14 protein-coding genes are annotated in these 23874 nt (G+C 61.7%); 7 read left to right on the top strand and 7 right to left on the bottom strand.

Going from position 1 to position 23874, the window contains the following annotated elements; all coding sequences use genetic code 11:
• The first annotated feature begins 384 nt into the window (after positions 1–384).
• The 7 genes from WM40_RS11995 to WM40_RS12025 are packed head-to-tail and all read left to right on the top strand — an operon-like array spanning position 385 to position 7382.
• Positions 385–1629 (top strand): urea ABC transporter substrate-binding protein, encoded by a 1245-nt coding sequence (locus WM40_RS11995; RefSeq protein ID WP_024905436.1) that lies wholly within the window; start codon positions 385–387, stop codon positions 1627–1629.
• 14 nt (positions 1630–1643) lie between these two features.
• Entirely contained in the window at positions 1644–2510 is an 867-nt protein-coding gene (locus tag WM40_RS12000; protein WP_024905435.1) for a branched-chain amino acid ABC transporter permease, read from the top strand.
• Positions 2507–3556, top strand: coding sequence for an ABC transporter permease subunit (locus WM40_RS12005; protein ID WP_024905434.1), 1050 nt, complete (start codon positions 2507–2509; stop codon positions 3554–3556). Before WM40_RS12000 ends, WM40_RS12005 begins: the two co-directional genes overlap by 4 nt.
• Positions 3553–4299, top strand: a complete 747-nt coding sequence (locus tag WM40_RS12010) for an ATP-binding cassette domain-containing protein (RefSeq protein WP_236693485.1) — start codon at positions 3553–3555, stop codon at positions 4297–4299. The genes WM40_RS12005 and WM40_RS12010 overlap by 4 nt, the downstream gene beginning before the upstream one ends.
• Entirely contained in the window at positions 4296–5039 is a 744-nt protein-coding gene (locus WM40_RS12015) for an ABC transporter ATP-binding protein (protein ID WP_024905432.1), read from the top strand. Before WM40_RS12010 ends, WM40_RS12015 begins: the two co-directional genes overlap by 4 nt.
• A gap of 37 nt (positions 5040–5076) precedes the next feature.
• A complete protein-coding gene (locus tag WM40_RS12020) occupies positions 5077–6624 on the top strand; it encodes an amidase (RefSeq protein WP_024905431.1) in 1548 nt (515 codons plus the stop codon).
• A gap of 8 nt (positions 6625–6632) precedes the next feature.
• Positions 6633–7382 (top strand): DeoR/GlpR family DNA-binding transcription regulator, encoded by a 750-nt coding sequence (locus WM40_RS12025; protein ID WP_024905430.1) that lies wholly within the window; start codon positions 6633–6635, stop codon positions 7380–7382.
• Here the strand turns inward: WM40_RS12025 and WM40_RS30095 are convergent.
• The 7 genes from WM40_RS30095 to WM40_RS12055 form a co-directional block, all read right to left on the bottom strand.
• Positions 7373–7534, bottom strand: coding sequence for a hypothetical protein (locus tag WM40_RS30095; protein ID WP_157685183.1), 162 nt, complete (start codon positions 7532–7534; stop codon positions 7373–7375). The genes WM40_RS12025 and WM40_RS30095 overlap by 10 nt on opposite strands.
• A gap of 18 nt (positions 7535–7552) precedes the next feature.
• A complete protein-coding gene (locus WM40_RS12030; RefSeq protein ID WP_046152954.1) occupies positions 7553–9595 on the bottom strand; it encodes an NAD(+) synthase in 2043 nt (680 codons plus the stop codon).
• A 103-nt stretch (positions 9596–9698) separates the two neighbouring features.
• Positions 9699–12068 (bottom strand): penicillin acylase family protein, encoded by a 2370-nt coding sequence (locus WM40_RS12035; RefSeq protein ID WP_046152955.1) that lies wholly within the window; start codon positions 12066–12068, stop codon positions 9699–9701.
• Between the two features lie 12 nt (positions 12069–12080).
• The gene (locus WM40_RS12040) at positions 12081–13379 is read right to left on the bottom strand and encodes a hypothetical protein (protein ID WP_024905427.1); all 1299 of its coding nucleotides are present in this window, start codon (positions 13377–13379) and stop codon (positions 12081–12083) included.
• 90 nt (positions 13380–13469) lie between these two features.
• On the bottom strand, positions 13470–14642 hold the full coding sequence (locus tag WM40_RS12045; protein ID WP_052738297.1) for a MupA/Atu3671 family FMN-dependent luciferase-like monooxygenase: 1173 nt from the start codon (positions 14640–14642) through the stop codon (positions 13470–13472).
• A gap of 35 nt (positions 14643–14677) precedes the next feature.
• Positions 14678–17788, bottom strand: a complete 3111-nt coding sequence (locus WM40_RS12050) for a type I polyketide synthase (RefSeq protein WP_046152956.1) — start codon at positions 17786–17788, stop codon at positions 14678–14680.
• Positions 17781–23874 (bottom strand): non-ribosomal peptide synthetase (locus tag WM40_RS12055; RefSeq protein WP_157685778.1); only part of this gene is annotated, 6094 nt, incomplete at its 5' end. The genes WM40_RS12050 and WM40_RS12055, both read right to left, overlap by 8 nt.

Here is a 23874-nt window from a genome sequence, read left to right on the forward strand (position 1 = left end):
CCGTTCACCCACCCCCCAAGCTGAATCACTGTTTGCGTCCTTCCTTCATATCCTCAGAGATCAAATAGCGCCCGACGACACGTCTGGCGTGACCGCTTGCTGTTGACAAAGCGCGATACCGCGTTGCTCAAACAAGGTAGTGCTTATTTAGTCTCGCGTTACGAGCGGCCGTGTCGATATCCGGATTTTCATCAATCTTTTTCCCTGCTGTTTCTTCGCTGGCGGGCAGTTCGTGGCATGGCGCGAGATCGCTCGATGCAAAATAAACAGTGTCTGGATAGACGTCATCCGGTGGGAATGTGGGATTTTTGATATTTGACCGATTTAATTTTGTCTGTTCTACACTGAATCGGTCAAATCACACATTTGCATGGGAGCAAATAGATGACAGCTGATTTCGGAACGCGCCGTAAAGCATTGAAGCTGGGGGCGGCAGCAGCGGTGGGTGCACTGGCAGGATCGTATCTCACAAAAAGCGCGTTCGCGGCCGAGCCGATCAAGCTTGGTAGTCTGCTGGACGGAACCGGCCCGCTCGGTCTTGAAGGGCGCCGGATGATCCAGGCCACGGAATACGCGGTCAATCAGATCAACGCTGCGGGCGGTTTGCTCGGGCGGCAAATTCAACTGATTGCGTACGATACGCAAAGCAGCATCCAACTTTATACGCAATACGCGCAAAAACTGGTCTTTCAAGAGAAAGTGGATGTGATCCAGGGCGGTATCACATCCGCATCCCGGGAAGCGATCCGCCCGATCTTCGATCGCAGCAAGACACTGTACTTTTACAATACGCAATATGAAGGCGGCGTCTGTGATCGCAATGTATTCTGCACTGGCAGCACACCAGCGCAAACGGTCGATCACATTGTCGACTATGCATTGAAACATTGGGGAAAGAAGGTCTATATCGTCGCGGCGGATTACAACTACGGCCATATCACTGCAAGCTGGATGACGAAGTTCATCAAGGACGGCGGAGGCGCCGTATCCGGCACGGATTTTTTCCCGTTGGACGTGACCGATTTCTCTTCGGCGATCAGCCGGATTCAAGCGGCCAAACCGGACATGGTGCTTTCCGCGTTGGTCGGCGCCAATCATCTCGGCTTTTACCGGCAATGGGCCGCTGCCGGAATGAAGGCAAAAATCCCAGTTGGCGCAACGGTGTTCGGACTCGGGGACGAGCTCACCACGATGGACCCAAGCATCACCGACGGCATCATTACATGTTACGGCTTTTACAATAATTTAGGCACGCCTGCCGCCAATGCCTTTGTGAAGGGCATGCAGGCGAAGTACGGTGCGGATCTGACCGATCTGGGCGAACTTGATTCCGCGACATACGAGGGCATCATGCTGTGGGCAGACGGCGTGAAGAAGGCGGGCAGCGTCGCGCACGATAAGGTCGTGGACGCGTTGGAGTCAGGCATATCGATCGAGGGGCCAAGCGGAACGGTAAAGCTGGACCCTGCCACGCACGCCACGATCCGCAATACCTACCTCGCACGACCGAAAGCACGGGCGTGGGACATTTTGCAAACCTTCCCGAATCAGGCGCCGTCCGACACCGGGGGACAGTGTGATTTGATAAAGAATCCACGGACCAACAAGCAATTCACACCGTCAATCTGATCGGGGGCGTGTCCATGGACCTCACAGGCTTGCTCGCTTTCAACGTGCTGACCGGCATTGCGACGCTGGCCATCATTACGATTGGCCTGGGCGTGATCTACGGGATGATGAAGATCATCAATCTCGCACATGGTGAACTGATGATGTTGGGGGCTTATACCGCAGTCGTGGCGAGCGCGCATGGCGTCAATATCTGGGTTGCCATGCTGGTGCTGCCGCCCATTGTCGTCGGCGCGATAGGGTTGATTCTCGAGCGTACCGTTATCCGGTTCCTGTATGGGCGGATGATGGACACCATGCTGGCTACATGGGGCATCAGTCTTGGCTTGATTGGTTTGATCACGTCGATCTTCGGGAATGTCGTGAAGTCGGTTGCCATGCCAGTCGGCAGCTTTTCGATAGGGCAATATCACACCAGTGCGTTCAACGTCGTGATTATCGTCGTTTGTCTCCTCGTAATGGTGGGTATGCTGTTTTTGCTTCGCAAGACCCGATTCGGTTTGATATTGAGAGCAACGATGCAAAATCCGTCGATGGCAGCATCCTTGGGGATTCGGCCTGCCGCTGTGTATATGGCGACCTTTGGCATGGGTGCCGCACTGGCGGGGCTGGCAGGCGGTATCCTCGCTCCCATCTCAGGGGTGTCTCCGGGCATGGGCGCGGCGTATATTGCAAAGGCCTTCATTACGGTATTAGGCGGTGGTCCTGCGATTATTGCCGGTACCGGCCTGGCTGCTGGCCTTTTCGGCTTTATCAATGAAATTGTCTCCTTCCTGTCGACACCCGTGATTGGTGATATCGCGTTATTGGCGTCTGCGATCGTGCTGATTCGCATCTTGCCGCAAGGTATCACTGGCCGTTTCTTGAGGCGGAGTTCATGAAAGCGCTACGATCCGGGGGCGGTGCGACTGCGATTGTCGTGATCTGCCTTGCGATTCTATTTCTCCTGCCCAAGGCAATAAGCGAGTTTGGCGTGATGCAGGCGACCCTGTTCGCCGCCATGGCGGTATTCGGCCTCAGTCAAGGCTTTGTGTGGGGGTTTGCTGGCATTCTGTCATTCGGGCAGGCGGCGTTTCTCGGCATCGGAGCGTACACCTATGCAGTGGTGGCTATGAACATCGGCGACACGACTAGCGCCATCCTGCTTGCCTTGATCGTTCCAATGTTGTTTGCGGCATTGCTCGGATACTTCATGTTCTACGGGCGGATCAGCGATGCCTATATCGGTGTGATTACGTTGACGGTATCGGTGATCTTGTTTGAATTGATGAACTCGACATCCGGCAGTGCCTATCACATCGGCAGCGTTGCATTAGGCGGCTTCAACGGTATTCCCGCAATCCCGCCGATTACGCCGCCTGGAAAGCCGGATGAACCGCTTGATCAAGATGGGATCTGGTATGTCGCGATGAGTGCGGTGATCATTGTCTATGTGTTCCTGAAAGGCGTGCTCGCGTCCCGGTTTGGTCGTGTGGTCATCGCGATTCGCGAGAACGAGACACGCGCAATGCTCATCGGTTATGACCCGCGGCTATACAAACTCGTGGCGTTTGTCATCGGTGCTGCCATCGCGGGAGCGGCAGGCGCGTTATTCGCGACGTGGGGCGGCTTCATCAGCCCCACCGTTTTTGCATTGACAATGTCCGCGCAGGTCATCATTGCCGTGTTGATTGGCGGATTGGGGACGCTGATAGGCCCTATTCTAGGCGCGGTTGCCATTCAATATCTGATCAACCTGGCCGGTACCCAGCATGTGATAGATCCGAGTCTGGGCCTGGGCATCGTATTGGTTGCATTCGTCTTGTTGGTGCCGCAGGGCGTGGTACCCGTTTTTCAAGAGATGATCGGACGTTGGCGTGGGAGACATGCCAGCAGCCAATCCGGTATCGGATCCGTGAAAAAGATCAGCGAGGAGTCGCGCCTGTGAGTCATCAGATCGATCATGCCGGGACGCTACGGCCGCTTCTCGAAGCAAAAGGCGTGACCATGCGATTTGGCGGTGTTACTGCGGTACGTAACGTGGACTTCACGCTGCGGGAAGTCGAATTGCGTTGCTTGATCGGTCCGAATGGCGCGGGGAAAAGCACGTTTTTTAAAATACTGACCGGGCAGTTACGTGCTTCCGAGGGGGCGATTCATTTTAGATCGTCGGACATCTCCGCCAGCAGCTCGCATCAGATTGCACGATTGGGTGTCGGCATCAAGACGCAGGTGCCAAACGTATTTAATGGTTTATCCGTTCAGGAAAACATCTTTATCGGTGCCGGCCGACGTAAGTCGCTCGCGCATGCAAAGCGGATCGTCGATGAGACGCTGACACGATTGCGATTGGAAAAGATCGCGGGAAGAACCGTCGGTCAACTCGCGCATGGACAGAGGCAATGGGTTGAAATCGCCACCGTACTCGCGCAAGAACCCGAACTGATTTTGCTCGATGAACCCGCGGCGGGGATGAACAATGAGGAGGTGTTACGCACCGCCGAACTGATTCAGGAGATCAATAAGACGCAAGCCATTGTCGTTGTGGAACACGACATGCAATTTATCCGCATGATCGCGCGCACGGTTACCGTGTTTGCACAAGGACAGGTCCTGGTTGAAGGGCCCGTGGATACCGTGTTGTCGGATCAGCGGGTCAGGGATGTGTACTTGGGGAGGAAAGCGGCATGACACACGCTGCCAGCGGAAGTGCCGCGGCCGGTCTCGACGTGCAGGGGCTCGGGTCTGGCTATGGCCGCATACCCATCCTCAGTCAGGTGAACCTGTCTGTTGGTGTCGGGGAGCGAGTCGGGATTCTCGGACATAACGGCATGGGCAAATCGACGTTGCTCAAGGCCTTGACCGGCCATTTGCCCACCACTGCTGGCGCGGTCTCGTTTGAAGGCAAAACGATTACCCATCTATCGCCTACGGCAAGAGCCAAGGCCGGCGTCGGATACGTTCCCCAAGGCCGAGAGATTTTCCCCACGCTCAGCGTCATGGAGAACCTCCGCGTAGGCTGCTTGTTATCCAGCCGGAACGAGAACGATACGATCGACGATATTTTGACGTTGTTCCCGAGACTGAAGGCTTACCTGGATCGCCCTGGCGGCGCGCTTTCTGGCGGCGAGCAACAACTGCTTGCGCTAGCGCGTTGCCTCTGTGCGGAGCCGAGGATTGTTTTGCTGGATGAACCGACGGAAGGCATTCAACCATCCATCATAGAAGAGATGATCGATACACTAAAAGCGGTGGCCGTTCAACGAAGACTAATGGTGCTGTTGGTCGAGCAAAACCTCAACTTTATCTCCGCATTATCGGATCGCATCCTTATTTTGCAGAAAGGCACGATCACGCGCGAAGTGCCGCCTGAAGTCGCGCACGATCCCACGTTGCTTGACGAGTTCGTTGGGATCGACCAACACGCGTGACGTCCTCCAGAATCAGCGCGCCATATAGGAGCCTCGCATGACAAAGACGTTCGATGCGATCGACGTTGTCGAAATGACAGTTGAAAACGTTCAGGAAGCCTTCGCCAACGGCACGTTGACGGCAGAAACGCTATGCGAGGCTTTTTTGGCACGCATAGAGACATACAATCCGCGCTATAACGCAATCATATTCATGAATCCCGACGCGCTGCGTGACGCGCGGGAAATCGATCGCCGTCGTGCGGCTGGCGAACCGCTCGGCCCATTGGCCGGGGTACCCGTCGTGGTCAAAGACACGATGGACATGAAGGGGTTCCCAACCACCGGTGGCTGGTCTTTGCTGTATAGCAAGACCGGCGGGATCGATTTGATGCCGGATACGGATTCGCCCGTCGTGGCGCGCATGCGGGCAGCCGGCTGTGTCATTCTGGGGAAAACCAATGTACCAATCTTAAGTGCTACGGGCACCCATGCGAACAACAGTTGGGCTGGCCCTACACTGAATGCCGCCCATGCCGGATTGATGCCCGGTGGCAGCAGTGCGGGCACGGCCACCGCGGTTGGCACCAGCATGGCGGTATTGGGGCTTGCCGAAGAGACGGGCGGGTCGATTCAGAATCCGGCTTCTGCCCAGGGGCTCGTGGGAATCAAACCGACTTTTGCGTTGGTGCCCAACACCGGCGTCATGCCTCTGGCGGGCAGCACGCGCGACGTCGTAGGCCCCATCGCCCGCTGTGTACGTGATGCGGCGCTGGCGCTGGATGTCATCGCCGGTTATTCTCCGGAAGATCCTAAGACGGTCGCCGCTGCAGGCATGCGCCCGGCTGGCGGATACAGCGCGCATCTGCGTGAGGATGCCTTGCTTGGAAAGCGGGTCGGGCTTTATGGTCCCGGGTGGCGTAACCGGGCGTTGTCGCCGGAAACCATGGCGCTCTACCAACGCGCCCAGCGTGAATTAGCGGCGCGTGGCGCGGTGGTTGTCGATGATCCATTCGCCGGCAGCGGATTTGCCGATCTTGGCGAGCCCGCGAAGGGTACCGATCACTTCGACCCACGTGGCATGGAATGCGTTCCGCACGATATGGAGAAATATCTTGAACGGATGGGAGCCGGGGCCGGTTTAAAATCCTGGGCTGCTTTTTCAGAAGCGACAAGGCACGAGAACGCGTTTGGACCAGGTGGGGTCCTCGAGTACATCACGTATCTGCCCGATTTTCAGAAATCGCTGTCCAATCCCTCCGCACCGCCTGTCACCGAGGCGTTTTATGTGTTACGTGAACGCTATCTCGAAATTTTCACAAGCGTGATGCGTGCGAAGGCGATTGATGTGCTGATTTTTCCGCAGTTGCGTGATGAGGTTCCGTCGATCGACAGCGAGGAAACGTTGCATGAAACAACGGTCTGCGAGATCAACATCGCGGGCTTGCCGGGCGTGACCGTGCCGGCGGGGCATTATAATAATGGATCGCCTTTTAACCTAATATTTGTGGGCCACCGCTGGAGCGAGGCGACGTTGCTGGCAATGGCCTATGACTACGAGTGCGCGACGCGATATCGCCACGCACCGGATTTGCAACGCGAGTAAACGTATTCATGGCGGAACACAGGCACGACGAAATCCTGTCGCAATTACGCAATACCGGTCGCGTGTCCGTGACGCTGACTGCAAAAATGTTGAGGGTGTCCGAAGAAACGGTCCGGCGAGATCTGAAAGAACTGGAGCACATTGGAAAATTGCGACGCATTCACGGTGGCGCCGTGCCGCCCCGATTGGACCAGGATCGCCCGGTAGTCGAGCGAGGAAAGGTCAACAGTCGTGGCAAATCCCGGATTGGTGAGCTGGCTGATGGTCTAATCGAAGACGGCATGTCCATCTTTCTGGATTCAAGTACGACGACCATGGCGTTTGCGCGACGTTTGGTCGGGAGGAACCTGACGATCACGACGAATTGTGTCGATATTGCGCTGCTGCTAGGCCCGAGCGTGTCAAGACTGAATCTCACACCCGGCACACTGCGGAGCAAAGACAATGCGTTGGTGGGGTATGAAACCTTGGCCTACACACGGCGATACTTTTTCGATGCGGTTTTCATGGGAATCGCCGCTTGCGACCTCGAGCATGGGTGGATGGACTATGAAGAGCATGAGTCCGTGTTGCGGGGCGTCCTCCGTGCGCAAGCGCGCACGCCAGTCTTGCTCGTCGACATCGAGAAATTCGGGCGACAAGCCAACTTGAACACGTTCCCGTTAAGGGAAGCATTGACCGTGGTGTGTGATCGTCGTCCTCCCGTTGCATTCACCGAGGTCTTCGATCAACACCCTGTAAAGCTGATTCACCCCTGAATGCCGAGTTGCGCGCGATGAACGGTGGCGAACCCAGGGATCTGCTTATAAGCACCGCCTCCCGCAGGTTCTGACAGCATCTGTCCACGATAATACAGTGGCAACGCATCAATCACCGTGGACAGCGGCACGTTCGATAGGCGGCACACCATTCATCGTCACCTCCCTGCTTATGGACCATCTGGCACGGATGCGTTCAGTTCCGCGAGCCATGCACTCGCCACCGAGTCACTTGGCGCCCGCCAGTCGCCTCGTGGAGATAATGAGCTGCCGGTGGCGACCTTGGGGCCGTTCGGCAGTGCGGATCGCTTGAACTGCGAGCCTTCGAAAAAGCGTCGAACGAATACGCCCAACCAGTGTTTGATCGTCGCCAGGTCATACGAAGGATGTGCCGTCGTAAGTGCGGGCCAATCGCCAGATTGCGCATCTTGCCACGCATGCCAGGCCAGGAAAGCGATTTTCGACGGCGCGAAACCAAACCGCGTCACGTAATACAAGTTGAAATCCTGAAGCGCGTAAGGACCGATCGTATCTTCCGTACGTTGCGTGAGTGCGCCGGATTCGCTCGGTATCAACTCGGGGGAAATTTCGGTTTCCACGATGCGTTTCAGAATGCGCGATGTATCCGCGCCAAATCGGCATCGGTCGGCGAGCCAGCGTACCATGTGTTGAATCAGCGTTTTAGGCACCGAGCCGTTGAGGTTGTAATGGGACATCTGGTCGCCTACGCCGTAGGTACACCATCCAAGCGCCAGTTCCGACAGGTCGCCCGTACCGATGACCAGCGCACGGTTCGCGTTCGCGAGTCTGAAAAGATAAGCGCTGCGCGCGCCCGCCTGGACGTTCTCATACGTTACGTCGTAACGCGGTTCGCCATCCGCCGCGGGATGACCAATGTCCTTGAGCGTACGGTCCGACACCGGCCGTATATCGATTTCCGATGCGTGCACGCCGAGCACGCGCATCAGTGCCCACGCATTGTCGAGTGTGTGCCCGCTCGTCGCATAGCCTGGCATCGTATAGGCCAGAATATTGGCGCGGTCCAGGCCGAGACGATCCATCGTCAACGCGCAGACCAGCAGGGCATACGTGGAGTCGAGCCCGCCGGACACGCCGACGACAACATGCTTCAGCCCCGTCGCCCTTAGCCGCGTCGCAAGGCCATGGCTCTGGATCATCAGCGTTTCCTCGCAATTTGCATCGAGCATGGCGAGGTCCGCTGGAACAAACGGGAAACGGTCACTTCTACGTCGCAGTTTGCCCGTCGGCGCGGTAGGCGGTTGTAGTGAAAAGCAGATGGTCCGGTACGGGTGCACGGCCGTAGCGCGGGCGCAATCGTCAGACGTCTGCATACGCAGGCGCTCCTGGCAGATGCGCTGCAGGTCGATGTCCGAGATCAGCAATTGCGCTTCGTCCGCGAATCGCGGCGTCTCCGCAAGTATGTCGCCGTTCTCGCAGACGATCGCATGACCATCCCAGGCGAGATCGGTCGTCGACTCGCCACGTCCTGCCGCGGAGTAAAGGTAGGCAACCTGGCAACGGGCACTGTGCGAGCGTACGTGCAATCGTCGGTATTCGGCTTTGCCGACGGTGATGTTACTGGCCGACAGATTGGCGATGACCGTGGCGCCGGCGTGCGCCGCATACGCCGATGGCGGAATGGGGGACCACAGGTCTTCACATATTTCGATGCCGAGTGTGAAGTCGGCATGGTCGCTCGCATGAAAAAGCAGATCGACCCCGAAGGGTACGTCGCTCTCTCCAAGGCGCATCGTTTCCCCGGTCAGGCCGGCACCCGAGGCAAAGTAGCGTTTTTCGTAGAACTCGCCGTAGTTCGGCAGATATGTTTTGGGCACCACGCCAAGGATCTGGCCACGATGACACACCACGGCGGTGTTGTAGATCCGTCCGCGCCATTCGAGTGGCGCGCCCGCGATGACGAGCCCAGCTATCTCCGCCGTCGCGTTTCGTAACCGGACGATCGCGTCGCGGACGCCGTCGAGCAGCGCGCGCTGGAAGAACAGTTCGTCGTTCGAATAGGCGGACAGCCCGAGCTCCGGGAGCACGGTCAAGCGTGCGCCCTCGAGCGCCGCCGCCTGCATGAGCCGGATCGTTTCAGCGACGTTGGCGGCGGGGTCGGCAACGACAACGGGCGGAATAGCAACGGCGGCACGGACAAAACCGTGGCGGTACATCGAGAAAAAGTCGGTCATGGCGTCGTGGTGAGCAGGGTGCGGGTTCGACGCGAATCACACGTGGCGTCGGAAGTCCAGTGAGAACGCGCGTCGGGGATCGAGCGGAGAATCCGGCGCATGGCTAATGGGGCACTGTTAAATCGACATGGGTGACAGTCCGTGCCGACACCTCGGTGACATCGAAAGGAAATCGGCTTGCCGCAGAACCCAGGTGAGGGACCACGTGTCCGTCGCTCCACGACGTGCCGGGACGGCTGCGCTGCGATTGCGGGAGTACGCTATGTACAACCGGCTTGCCCGCCTCGAAGGTCATCGTTGCCAGCCAGGTCGTGCCGAAGTTGACACCGTAACCATGCGGGCCAAGGCCGGATGGCAATGGCACACGGCCGCGCTGTAACTGGGCGAGACGCTCGCGGGGTGTCATCGCGCCGACCTGGCTGACATTCAGGACCCCCGTCAAATTCGGTCCACCGTCCAGTGGCATGCGCCCCCCATCGCTTTGTTCCCGATACTGGAGCGTGCGCAGCGTGACTGCCGGCTCGAACCCGTGACGGGCAAGGCGCTCGACCGCGGTGGCGAGTGCGACGAGGGCCGGTGCCGGGTCTGCTTCGGTCCAGATCGGCAACCCGGTTGGCGTGTCGAACGGTGCCGTCGGATCGAAGCCGCGCGCATAGCCCTGTCCTTCCTCCAGGTAGGCCTGCACGAATTCCCGAAAGAGCGGGCTGCCGGACGCATCGAGCGCATCCTTGCGATCCCAGTCGCGGAGGACCGCCAAGGCGTGAGTCAAATCGATTCGTACGCCGGATCGCGCCGTGATGATCGACGGTGCCCTGGCCCCGAGGGCGAGCAGGTCGTCGAGCAGCATATCGGCCATCTGCACGTGGTTGTCGAGCGTAAGGCGAGCGAGGGCCGCCGGCCGGATGGGCCGCTGCAGCAATGCCGTCTGACGGTAACCGCGCCGCGCCCGTGGCGAAAGTGGCGCATCGAAAGCACCGAAGAGCGGATGATGTTCGGGGAGCGGACGGTCGCAATCCACACGCTGATATGGGTTGTTGAAGTTAGCGATGACGGCACGTGTGCGACGGTGGGGGCGCTCGCTGATCGCTCTCGGACGCCGATGTGCCGCCGTATGGCTCGACAGGTCGCCCGGCAATACCGCGAAGCCGTTCTGCTTCCGCGCTTGCGCGAGCGGATGGGCACGATTGGACAGCGCCGCGCGTGTTTCGTCGCCGACTTCGGGGATGTTGCTTCCATCGATGTAGCATGCCTCGCCATGGGCATCGATTGCCACGATATTGACCCAACTGGTGCCGGCCCAGCGCGTGAAACTTCGCGCGATGTCATCCAGGGAACGCGCCGCGCCGATGGCGAGCCAATGATCCAGCACCTCCGGGTTGCCCGCGTTGGCATTACTCAGGCAAAGCACCGATTCAGCGGTCCATTCCGCGGCGCCGGGCACGTGGAGCGCGAGACCATGTCGACTCGACCAGACATGGCGTATATACGCGTGGGCTTCCCCGCGAACCGGAATCGCGATTTGGCGTTGCTGCATGGCTTCGGGTGCGTCTTGCCATAGGTACGCCGTCGCGTCGCCGGGCACGAGGCGCAAGCGATGGAACAAGAAGCGGTCCGCGGCCGATACGGTATGGGTCCACGCGATTGCCGCGTTGAAACCCAGATTGACGGTGGGACAACCCAGGATCGACACGCCGGCGACGTCGAATGCGCCCGGAATCGTCAGATGGACCTGGTAAAGCCGCAATCCGTCGGCAAACCCGAAGTGCGGATTGGCGAGCAACAGGCTTTCACCGCTTGCTGTGGCATCGCCGCCGACGGCCCAGGCATTACTCCCGATCGGCAGATCAGCATACCCGGGGAGGTTGGGTGTACCGGCGACGGATGATGGGCGCGCCTGGTCGCTGGCCGGCTTCGTACCGTCAGCTGTCCGCGCGTCGGGCGGTTGTGCGAGTGCTATGGCCTGAACGAAGCGCCTACCGCTCGCCTCGTCGGCGAGCGCGAGCAGCACCGCGGCGATGTCGAGCCGGGTAATCGGACGCGGTGGTGCGCCGAGCCACGGGGCAACCGGCACGCCGGCCTCGACGAGCGCCGTTACGCGATGATTGAAACCCGCCACATAACCATCGACGAGGGCATTCGCATGCAGACTCATTTGCGCCAGCGCCGTCTGCGCCTGGCCTCTGTAATCAAGGGCGCGGTAGCCGATGTCGCTGTCCAGGTTCGCGCCATCGCCGGGGCGTTCGTCCGGACCATGGTAGCGGCTACGTTCACCGAGCAGCGTCGTCAGGTGTTCGTACAGCACGGTTGCGTGATCGTCCGCGGCGACGTGGCCCTGACCATAGCCGAGCGACTCGAAGTCGCCCGCGCGAATATGCGGCGTGCCTTCCGCGGTACGAGCGATCGAGACGGTGCGCGCGTCGGTGGCATACGCGGCGACTTCGGCGAGTGATGGATGCGGTAGGAGATTCTGCATGGTGCGCCGGGATCAGGCGGGCCTGAGCGCATCGGCGCTGTACTTCGAAACAAACGTGTCGACATGTTTTTGCGTAAGCGTATAGGCACCGCAATGCAATGGGGCCGCGTCGAAGCGGGCATCGCGCAGGCCGTGATAATGGGCCAGGGAATCCTCCAGCCGCACTTCGCCGCGTGTAGAAGGGTAGTCGCAGGCGGCGGAGAGCAGGCTCGACAACACGCATCCCGTGATGCGGCGATCGGTACCCGGTGCGGTGTCGACGGCCAATTGCTTGGCGAACTCGGTTGGAATGTAGGCAAGATGGTCGAAAGGCTTCGGCGCCGCGAGTGCCCCACCTTCCGAAAAAAGGATATCGCCTTGCGTCTCGAGCCGGGCGATCGCCTGTTCCGGATTGAAGCAATGCGGATCGGAATCGTCGACGATCAACGTGCCGGGTCGGAGCCGGCTGACGTCCACGACATCCGGCGCATTGGTCGCGCCGACGATCAACGATGCTTCATAGGCTTGCGGTGCCACGCCGCGGCTCTCGTGATGGAACGATAGCTCACCCTCGAATCGGAGTTCGTCGCGCACCTCGCGCATCAATTGCTCGACATACTCGCGTTTCTGGTAGACGTCGCAGAGAATCAACCGGCGTGGATGTGGAAGCACGGATAGCAGTAGCCGCAGCGTGGAGGAACCGATCGACCCAAGGCCAATGAATGAGAGCGTTTCATTCTCAAGACGCCGGCCCGCGGTGGCCAGCAAGCGTCGCACCGAAAGCACGACGGCCGACGTAGTGGTCGCATGGCCGGTTGTGACGGGAGGCAGCGTGTCGTCTTCGGGAATCGCCAAGCCATAATCGGTTGCCGATGGTATGAGTCCGGTCAAGGACACATACCGTGCGCCCAACACTTTCGCAAGCGACTGACACTGGCGTACGAGCCGGACGATGTCGGACTTGTCCAGGTAAATTTGCGAGTAGAAGCGCGGAAGAATGACCGATGCAATACGTCCGGCCTCAAGCGTGCGCACGTTTGCGAAGATCGGCAGGTCGTGGCATAGCGCATGGGTAAAATGGCTGGTGTCGTATTGCGGATTCTGCCGAAGAAGTCGATCCGACAGACAACCCACTGCGACCGCGTCCACCGGCGGGATGTCGCCCGCCGCGAAAAGCGACAGCAGTGGCCGGCGATCGACAGACAGATGCGGCGTGACCGTCTCGCGAAGGACGATGGCCGGCGCTGGTGCGCCGCGTTTCAACGCGGTCAGTTGCTGCAACAGCAGCGCTTTCTTCTCGGGGGACAAATCGGCTAATCGGTCAGTGTTCATGGCGGTGTATCGGTGAAAACAGGATGAGTGAGGGGTAGTCGTTCAGGCTTGTCCGGATGGTCCGGGGCCATGCCGACCACCGCGTGCGTGTCATGCCGCGGGTGCCGTGAGCGGTGTCTGCGCGGCTTCGGTGGCGTCCGCGAATTCGCGTCGTAGCGTCGCTAGCTTTCGCAGCCCCGACATGACGGTGTCGGCGGGCAGGCCGAAGTCGACAAGGCAGGCGACTTCGTCGACGCCGGCCTCGGTCAACCGGTTCAACATTTCCGTGCATTTGACCCGATCGCCGAGCAACGAACTGAACTGAAAGTAGCGCTCGAATGCAAAATCGAGGATCGAGGCTTTTTCCCCTTCGAGCCGGGCAACTTCCTCGGCAGGCATGAGGGTGCGGAACTGGCGAATATAGTCTTCGAGATATTCGGTAAGCGATGGGCGCACCAGTTGCCGCACCGCGGCGAGATCATCGTCGATGAACGTGTGCAGGGTGACGGTGATCTTGCCGGCGGCCGGGTCGAGTCCGGCTGCCTGCCGGGTCTCGCGATACAGCGCGATCTTTTCCCGCAGATCGCCAAGCGAAGGTCCCATCAGGCAAAGGATATTCGCGCCGAGCCGCGCCGCCTTGCGCCACGTATCACGGGATGCGCCGGTCAACCAGAATGAAAAGTGCGGCTGGACCGGTCGGGGAAACGTCCGGATATCCGTCGGCGTGCCGTCCACGCCCGGCATTGTCACGGACTCGCCCGCCCAGAGGCGTTGCACCGTCTGGATCACGGGTTCCAGCGTGTCACGCCTGCCAGCGAACGCCTCCGGCCGGAACGCGAAGTCCTGACGATGCCATCCGCTTGCGAACGACAGTGCGACGCGGCCGCCGGAAAGATTGTCGACGACCGACCATTCCTCGGCGATCCGAACCGGGTCGTGCAACGGCGCGACCACGCTGCCCGCGCGGAGCTGGATGCGGTGTGTCACCATCGCCAGCGCGGCGGCAAGCACGGAGGGATTCGGATACAGGCCGCCGAACGTCTGGAAATGCCGCTCCGGCGTCCAGATGGCGCTGAACCCTTCCTCATCGGCGAGTCGTGCCGCGTTCATCAACAGATCATATTTGCCGCCCGCCTGTCCCGATCCGTCGGACGAGAAGAACAGCAAGCTGAAATCGAGCGGTCGGACGGAGGGACGGACGTCGCGTTTCTGCGCCAGCCGGGCGCGCAAAGCGGCTTTCTGCGCATCGGTCAATTGATTGATGCGCTCATGCAGATTTGTCATCGCAATATTCCTGGCGAGGCGTCAAGGGGGAAAGATCAAGCCTGCTTCAGTAGTTCGCGGACTTCGTCGTCCGACAGATGCGACATGTCGTTGAGCAGCGTGTCGAGGTTGGCGGCGTCCGTCTTGCCGAGCAGCTTGTCGGTGATCGCATCCGCCAGTTCCGCAATGGTGGGCTTGGTCAACATGTCCGCCGGGTTGATCGAGACGCCAAACGTCTGGTTGATCCGTCCGACGACCTGCAGCGCCAGGAGCGAGTTGCCACCCAGGTCGAAGAAGCTGTCGTTGCGCGCGATCGGACGGTCGCCAAGTGCGTCGCGCCAGATGGCGCTGAGTTGGTCTTCGAGCATCGCGGTGCCGGAATCGGAGGGGGAGTGACTCATGGGGAATCCTTCATCGGTCGGTTGAATGGGAGAGGGGACCGGATCTGCCGGCGTCGATACGGAAAGCGGCGCTGCATGGGATGTTGACGCGGCGGGCCGCGCACGGTCGATCCAGGCACGCCGGCGGTCGAACGGCATGGTCGGCAGCCAGGCCATCTTGGCGTCTTGGTCGTCCGACCACGCAGCCCAATCGATATCAATGCCCAAGGTCCATAGACGTCCCGCGGTGTCGAGCAATGCCCGGCCTTCGTCGGCGACGCCGCCGAGGCTCGATAACACGGCATGGTGTGGACCGACGATGCCGAGCGCCGCACTGCTCAGCGTTCGGCCGGGACCCAGCTCCAGCACCACGGCACCGGTTGCCACGTCCGTCGCGAGAGCCGCCTGTAGTGCCCGCGCGTATTGCACCGGGGCACGCAATTGACCAACCCAATAGGCAGGGTCCGTTGCCTGTGCATCGTCGAGCGGCCGGGACGTGACGGTCGAGAAGATCGGTACGTCCGGCAGGCGCAATGTGATGCCCTCGAAAGCCGCGCGATAGGTGTCGAGGACCGGCTCCATCAGTGGCGAATGGAACGCGTGCGAGGTGTTGAGACGCCGGTACGTGAGATGTTCGCGGTCGAGCAGCGATTCCAGCGCCGCAATGCCGGCGAAGCTGCCGGACACCACGCACGCCTTCGGCCCGTTGACCGCGGAGATGACGCAGTTGCCTACCTCTTCGGTGCCGGAGGCGAGCAGCGTGGACAGCGCGGTTTCGTCGAGGACGACGGCGAGCATTGCGCCGGCGGGGGCGCGCTGCATCGCCGCGCCGCGTGCAACGACAAGACGCAAGGCGTCGCGCAGGCTCATGACGTTCGCTAGCGTGGCGGCGACAAGCTCGCCAAGGCTGTGGCCTACGAATGCAACAGGCCGCACGCCGGCGTTCAGCCAAACGCGGCCAAGCGCCCATTCAAGCGCGAACAGCGCGGGTTGCGCGCCCGCTGTGTCGTCCAGCGTGAGGTCAGAGCCCGGATCGCGGCCGTCGGCGATAAGACGTCGCAGGTCGATGCCGTGGTCGGTACGCAGCCACTGCGCGCATTCGTCAAGCGCCGCAGCCAGGCGCGGTTCGGCTGCGGCTGCCGCAAGCCCCATGCCGATACGCTGCGCACCTTGTCCAGTGAACTGAAACAGGACAGGAGGTGACACATCGGGCGCTTCTTGCGGTGGCCGTTCGAATGCGGCGATCTCGCCAAAGGCTTTCGCTGCTTCGTTGGCATCGCCGGCAACGACAAAACCGCGATAACGCCGGTGCATGCGGCGCTGCTGCAGGGTGTACGACGCATCAGCGAGGGGCGGCGCGTCGCCTTCGTGCGACCAGACGCGTCCCAGCCGTCGTGCGAATTCAAAAAGACCGGCCGTCGACGTTGCGCTGAACGGCAGCAGCCAGGCATGCCGGGGCGTGGCCGTCGATTCGTCGGCCGCGATATCGGGTGCCTGCTCCAGTATCAGATGTGCGTTCGTGCCACCGATACCGAAGGAACTGACGCTTGCGCGACGCGGATGATGCTCATCCGGCCAGGGTAGCGGTTCACGAATCACGTAGAAAGGACTTTCATCGAGGTGCAATTCGGGATTGGCCTCGTGGAAGTGGAGGCTTGGAGGCAGAACGCCGTGACGTACTGCCTGCACCGCCTTGATCAGGCCGCCGATACCCGCGGCCGCACCGAGATGGCCGATATTGCTTTTGAGCGATGAGATACCGCAAAAACCGATGCGATCCGTGTCGAGCCGATACGCGCGTGTCAGTGCGGCGATCTCGATCGGATCACCGAGCGGTGTTGCCGTGCCGTGCGTCTCCACGTATCCGATGGTGTCGGCGGACACATCCGCGGTCGCCATGGCTTCCGCGATCACCCGTGCCTGGCCATCGACACTGGGCGCCGTGTAGCCGATCTTGACCCCACCGTCGTTGTTCACCGATGTGCCGCGTATCACGGCCAGCACGGGGACGCGGCGTTCGATGGCATCCTCGATGCGCATCAAGGCGACCATGCCGACGCCTGCGCCATCGATCGTGCCCTGGGCGGCGCGATCAAAGGGGCGGCAGTGTCCATCGGGCGAGAGGATGCCGCCGACCGTATGGAGATAGCCCTCCGGGTCGAATGCAGGGATGGCGGCCGCGCCGGCCAGGACCATGTCGCATTCGTGATTGGCCAAGGCGCTGCATCCGAGATGCACGGCGACCAGTCCCGTGGAACAGGCGGTGTTGAGGCTGATGGCCGGGCCGGTCAGATCGAGACGGTAAGCCAGCAGTGTGGCCGCCGAGTCCTTGCGGTTGATCATCTGTAGCGAATCGATGCCGACGGACCGCACGACATCGGCGTTCGGTATCAGGTGTTCTTCCAGATAACGGCTCAAACGGACACCGGCATACACACCGACGGTCCGGTCGTCGCCAGGGACGTAACCTGCCTGTTCGAGCGCTTCGTGCGCACATTCCATCAGCAGCCGCAGCTGGGGATCGGTGATTTCCGCTTCGCGTGCGGTCATCGAGAAGCATGTCGCATCGAAGTGCTTGACGTCGTCGAGCAGCGGTCGTGCCTTGACGTAATTCGGCGCGTCGAGCAGTTCCCGCGGTATGCCCGCCGCCATCAATGCCGCGTCGGAAAAGCGATGAATGGATTCCTTGCCGGCAACCACATTCCGCCATAACGTGTCCGCATCCGTGGCGTCGGGAAAACGCCCCGACAGGCCCACGACCGCGATACCCTCGAGTGCATCACGCATCTTTATTTCTCCGCTGTCGGCGCGCGTGCGCGCCGGATTGCCGCTGTTTGCGTTGTTCGATTCGCCTGCGAGCCGATGTAGAAAACACCTCTGTCCCTGCGCCATGCGGGGCCGCCTGCGTGCCCGATCGCGCGTCAATCCGGGACGCCAGCAGCTCGACGGTCGGGTAGCGGAACAGTTCTACTACCGGCAGTTCAAGTCCAAAATGCGTGAGAACGCCTGCCTGCACGGCGATCAGTCGCAGTGAATTGCCGCCAAGCTCGAAGAAATTGGTCCGCGTGTCGACCTCGGGCACGACGAGGATCTCCGCCCAGATCGCGGCGACTTTCACCTCGGTCGGCGTGGTGGCGCGGCGGCTCACGGGAACCGCGGCCTGCAATCGAGGGGCGGGCAGGCGCTGACGGTCGATCTTGCCGGTGATGGTGGTGGGCATCGCCGCGATGGCCTGCAGCGATACGGGCACCATATACGCCGGCAGTTCGCGCGCCAGATGTCGTCTGAGCATGTATTCCGGCTCATCCACGGAGGTTTTCAGGACGACGTAGGCAGCCAGCTGCGGCTGGCCGTCGGCGTCCTCGAAGACCTTGACCGCCGCATGCTCGACGGCAGGAATGCGGCCCAGCGCGGCCTCGATCTCACCGGGCTCGACACGATTACCACGGATTTTTACCTGGGCATCGATGCGTCCCATCAGATCGATACTGCCGTCGTCGAGTCGCCGTCCCACATCGCCGGTCCGGTATAGCAGGGGACCATAGCCGCGCCCTGTGGCGAACGGATTGGGCACGAAAGCCTCCCGTGTCCGCACGGGATCGTTCGCGTAGCCGCGCGTGATGCCGATGCCGTCGATGTAGACCTCGCCGAAGGTGCCGACCGGGACCTCCCGTTGGTGCGCATCCAGGATCCAGACCAGCGTATTCGGGTTGGGTCGGCCGACCGGAATCCGGGGACGGAGCAGGTCGTCGTGGCCTACCACATGGTTCGCCGATGTCATCGTTGCTTCCGTCGGCCCGTATTGGTTGACGATCGACAGCGTGTCGCCAAAGACCGACCAGGCGCGCAAGCAGTCCTCGGCGGTTAAACGCTCCCCGCAGGGCATCAACGTATCCAGGCGGATGCCGGCCGGTGCGCCACGCGTCTCGGCCACCGTCAGCAGGGATCGCAGCAGCGTCGGGGTGATGCTGAAGAGTTTCGTGATGCCGTCTTGCGCAAGTCGCGTCATCAGCGCGGCGGGGTCGCGGGCCACGTCGTCCGGCAGTAGCACGGCGGTGGCGCCAGCGCTCCAGGTACCGAACAGGTCGCGCACCGACGGATCGAAGTTGAAGTTCGTGACCTGGAGGACACGGTCGTCCGGCACGACATCGCGTGCGCTTACCAGAAACGCCAGATCGTGCGCGACGCCGCGGTGCGGCACGGCCACGCTCTTCGGTATGCCGGTCGAACCGGAGGTCGTGATGACATAGGCGAGATCGTCGGGCGTGGGATCGCGGTGGGCCCGTAACACGCCGTCGACGCCCGACGGCACGATCACATGCCCCGTGAAGCCGATTGCCGCCACGCGATCGCCCGAATCGACAATCAGGAAGTTGATGCCGATCGCGCCGATGATCTGCGTGATGCGTTCATCCGGCCATTCAGGGTCGAGCGGTACATAGGCGCAGCCGGCCACCAGCGTGCCAAGCAGCGCAACGGTCCGTTCGATCGAACGATGCATGAGAATGCCAATCGGTGCCTGGCGTGGGGCGTCTGCCTGCAATAGTGCCCCCGCCAGCGTCTCGGCCGCCGCCAGAAGTTCGGCGTAACTGCGCGACACACCGTCCAGTGTCACGGCCGGCCGATCGGGCCAGCGTGCGGCGCTTTCCCTCACGAGTTGTACGACCGTCGCGTCACGCGGCGGAGCGAGCATCTGAGTTTGCGAGGCAGCATGTCCGGGAAGCTCCTCCGCAAGCGCGGGCGACAGCAGGGACAATGCATGCACGGGGCGATCGGGCGCCTCGGTGATCTGTGCCAGCGTGAAACAATACATCTCGATCAGGCGCGCGATCGTCGACGGCGCGAAAAGCGCCGTGTCGTATTCGACGTACCCTGAAAGTCGGCCGTCGCGTTCGAGCAGATGGACATTCAGATCGTATTTCGCCGCGCCTGGCAGTGCGTCGATGCGTTCCACCGTGAGTCCGGACATTTCGACGCTGTCGAGCGCACCGGTGTCCATCACGAACAGTATCTGAAACAGCGGCGCGTAGCCGAGGTGGCGTGGCGGATTCAGTTGCTCCACCAACCGCTCGAACGGCATGTCCTGATGTGTGTAGGCGTCGAGCAGTGTCTGTTTCGCGGCCGCGAGGTGCGTCGTAAATGGCTGGCTGTCGTCTACGGTCTGACGGATGACCAGCGTATTGACGAACAAACCAACGAGGCCTTCGAGTTCAGGGCGAAGCCGATTGGCGACAGGCGTGCCCACCACTACGTCGTCACGTTGCGTCAGTCGCGCCACGAGGGTCTGGAATGCTGCCAGCATCAACATGAAAAGCGACGCGCCTTGTTCGCGTGCGACACCGGCCAGGCGCGCGGCAAGTGCGTCCGGCAGCGCAAATGGCACGGTGCGGCCCGCATGCGCGGCAACGTCGGGCCGACGGTAATCGGTCGGCAACGTCGAGACCTCGGGCAGGTCGGAAAGCTTTGCGAGCCAATACACATCGAGACGTGCGAGGCGGTCCGACGACAGCCATTCCCGATGCCAGTCCGCATAATCGAAATAGCTGACCGGCAACGCCGGCAGGTCGGGTGGCGTGTGTTGGCGTGCCGCGTCATACAGGCGGCCGAGTTCCGCCTGGATGATTCCGGCGGACCAGCCGTCGCAAACAATGTGATGGAAAGACATCACGAGCACGTGGGCATCGGCGGCCGTTGCCAGCAAACCAATGCGCATCGTCCCATCGCGTGTCAGGTCGAACGGTTGGTTCGCCAGGGCCTGGATCGTCGTCTCGAGCGCGTCGTCCGCTACCGGTTCGGCAACCAGGGCGGGGAACGCAGGCCGTTGCGGTATCTGTCGTACCTGGTCACCTTGCGTGCTGAAGGTTACCGCAAGCACCGGGTGTCGGGCGACCAGCGCGTCGAGCGCTTGTCCCAATGCCGCGATATCCAGCGGCCCCGACATCCTCAGGGCGACCGACATGTTGTAGGTGGCGTTCGCGCCTTCGAGCCGGGCCAGGAACAGCATGCGTTGCTGCGCTGGAGAAAGCGGGTGGGCACCCTGGGCAGCGCGTTTTACGATTGCGGCCCCTTCGGTGGGCGATGTGCCATCGACGACGGCGACCTCCGACCGTGAGGCGATCTGCGCTGCCAATGCGTGGATCGTCGGCGCGGAGAAGACATCGCCGATGTCCACGGCAAGCCGGTGTTGGTTGACGAGCCGGGTGACGACACGGGTGGCAAGCAACGAATGCCCGCCGATCGCGAAGAAGCTGTCATGTCGGCTTATGCGTTCCACGCCGATCAGTTCGCGCCACACCTGCGCGATCAGCGATTCGATGGGCCCCGCTGGTGCTTCGAACGGGGTCGGGTCGCCCTGTTCGGTGGCGCCAGCCTCGAGTCCCGCCAGCGCACGCCGATCAAGCTTGCCGCTGGGCGTATAGGGGAGCGCCGCCACGCAAGCGATCGCTTGCGGCACCGCGAACGCCGGCAGGCGTTGTCGGGCGGCGGTGCGTAGACTCGCGATGTCGATGTTGGCCTGAGGCTCTGCAATGACGAAGGCGACCAGTCGTTCATCCCCAGCCGCCCCGCGCTGCACGGTCGCGGCTGCGCGCGCCACGCCAGGTTGCGATTCCAGGAGCGCCTCGATCTCGCCGAGTTCGATCCGAAACCCGCGCAATTTGGTTTGCAGATCACGCCGGCCGAGAAAAAGGTAATCACCGTCTGTTCGGCGCCGGACGAGATCCCCGGTCCAATAGAAACGCTCGCCGGGTTCGGCGAACGGCGGCGTGAAGAAACGCTCCGCCGTCAGTTCGGGACGGCCCAGGTAGCCGTCGCCCACGCCGATACCCCCGATAAGCAACTCGCCGACGACGCCGTCGGGTACTGGCCAACCCTTGTCGTCCACGGCGACGAGCTGGACGCCGGGTAGTGCCTGACCGATCGGTACAACGGCAGGCCAGTGGTCGAGCGACGTCGGTAGTCGTTTGAATGCGCATACGTCTGCACATTCGGTTGGGCCGTAGGTGTTGACGATCTCGGTACGTTGCGGCGCGGCGAGCAGCCAGTCGCGCAGCGGCCCGACGGCGATCGGCTCGCCACCGAGAAAAGCATGCCGCAGCGTCGCGATCCCATGCCAGCCGTTTGCCGCGTCGGCTTCGACGATCGCATAGAACATGCTGGGGGTGCAGTTGACGACGCTGATGTGATGTCGTGCAATGTCTTGCACGACGGACGACGCATCGAAGTCCGGGCGGCTCTTGATCACCAGCGTGCCACCATGCAGCAACGGCGCGAACAGATTCTTTTGTGTCAGATCAAAGCTCAGCGCGCTCAACAGCAATACCCGGGTGTATGCGTGGAAGTCGAAAGTGTTGGCATACCAATGGAGCAGATTGACGAAATTACGCTGCGTCACGACGGCGCCCTTCGGCCGACCGGTCGAGCCCGAGGTGAAGATCACATAGAAGGGCAGGGACATCGGATCGATGTCGCCCGTGTCCATGACAGGTGCGGTTGACGGATGCGCGGCGGCATCCCGGTGCAGGTGCGCGAGTGCCCGTTGCGATACGCCCCCGAGCGCGGGCATTTCCTCGCCGACGATCACGAGCGGTGGCGTGGCGTCCTCGATCATCGCCTGCAAGCGTTCGGCGGGATAGCCAGGGTCCATCGGCAGATACGCCGCACCGACCTTGCCGGCGGCCAGAACGACGGCAAGAAAACGTGCCGATGGCGCCAGGCAGACGCCGAGGCGGTCTCCGGGCCGCACGCCGGCCGCGATCAGGCAATGTGCATAACGGTTTGCCAGCCCGTCCAGTTCCCGATAGCACAGATCGCCGTCGGGCGACGAGACGGCCAAGGCGTCGGGATGACGCGCGGCGGCCAAGGCGACGAGCGCATGCACGGGCGCCGCCGGACGGTGGTCCGCGAGGGGGGACGCGTCGTCCGTCACGACGTTCGTGAGATTGCCGTGCCACGCACGGCGCAATTGCCGCAGATCGTCCTCATCGGTGAGAGCGAGCTGGCCGAGCGGCAGCGCGAGATCGGCCCCGAGCCTTTCCAGCCTGAACAGATAGCGGCGCGACAGATCGGCTATCCAGGCCGGGTCGTATTTGTCCGCGCGATATTCGAACAGGAGTGCCGCGCCGTCGGCGCTGTCCTCGACGAGCAGCGTGAGGTCGAACTTCGTCTGCGATGCGGGGAGCGGCAATGCGCGAACCGTCAGGCCGTCAAGTGTGAAGGTGGCGACGGACGCGGGTTGCATCGCGAACATCGCTTGGAACAGTGCGCCGCCGCCAGGTCTTTCGGCCGTGCGCAATACGTGCTCGAACGGCAGTTCCGCATGCGCCAGCGCATCGCGTACCGTGGTGGCCGCCTTGTCGAGAAAGGCCTGGAGGGCTTGGTCCGCGGCACAGTCGAAACGCAGCGCGACGGTGTTGGCGACAAAGCCGACGAGGGACAACCAGTCCGGATGCTGGCGGTTGGCGACAGGCGTGCCGATGACGACGTCCTCTTCGCCGGCATAGCGGCCAAGCAGGGCCGCGAAGGTGGCGACGAGCAATGTGAACCGCGTTGTCCGATGTTGCCTTGCCTGCGTGTCGAGTGCCTGCAGCAGCGCGGGCGGCATCGGTACACGGAGCGTGCCGGCCGGCTGGGCTGCCGATGACGCGCCGTCGGCGGGGAGGTTCAGCGGTGGCACGGGCCGCGCGAACTGCCGTTGCCAGTACTCGCGCGCCGGTGCCAGTGCCTTCCCGGCCGCGCGGCGGTTCTGCCACTGCACGAAATCGGCGTAGCGGCGGGTCGGCGCGCCGGCTTCGGCTGCATGCTTACCGCGCGCCACGGCATAACCGTCGGCAATCTCCCGCATGAGGATGCCGATCGAGACGCCGTCGCAGCAG

Origin of the sequence: Robbsia andropogonis, assembly GCF_000970345.1 — a bacterium.
GTDB classification, from domain to species: domain Bacteria; phylum Pseudomonadota; class Gammaproteobacteria; order Burkholderiales; family Burkholderiaceae; genus Robbsia; species Robbsia andropogonis.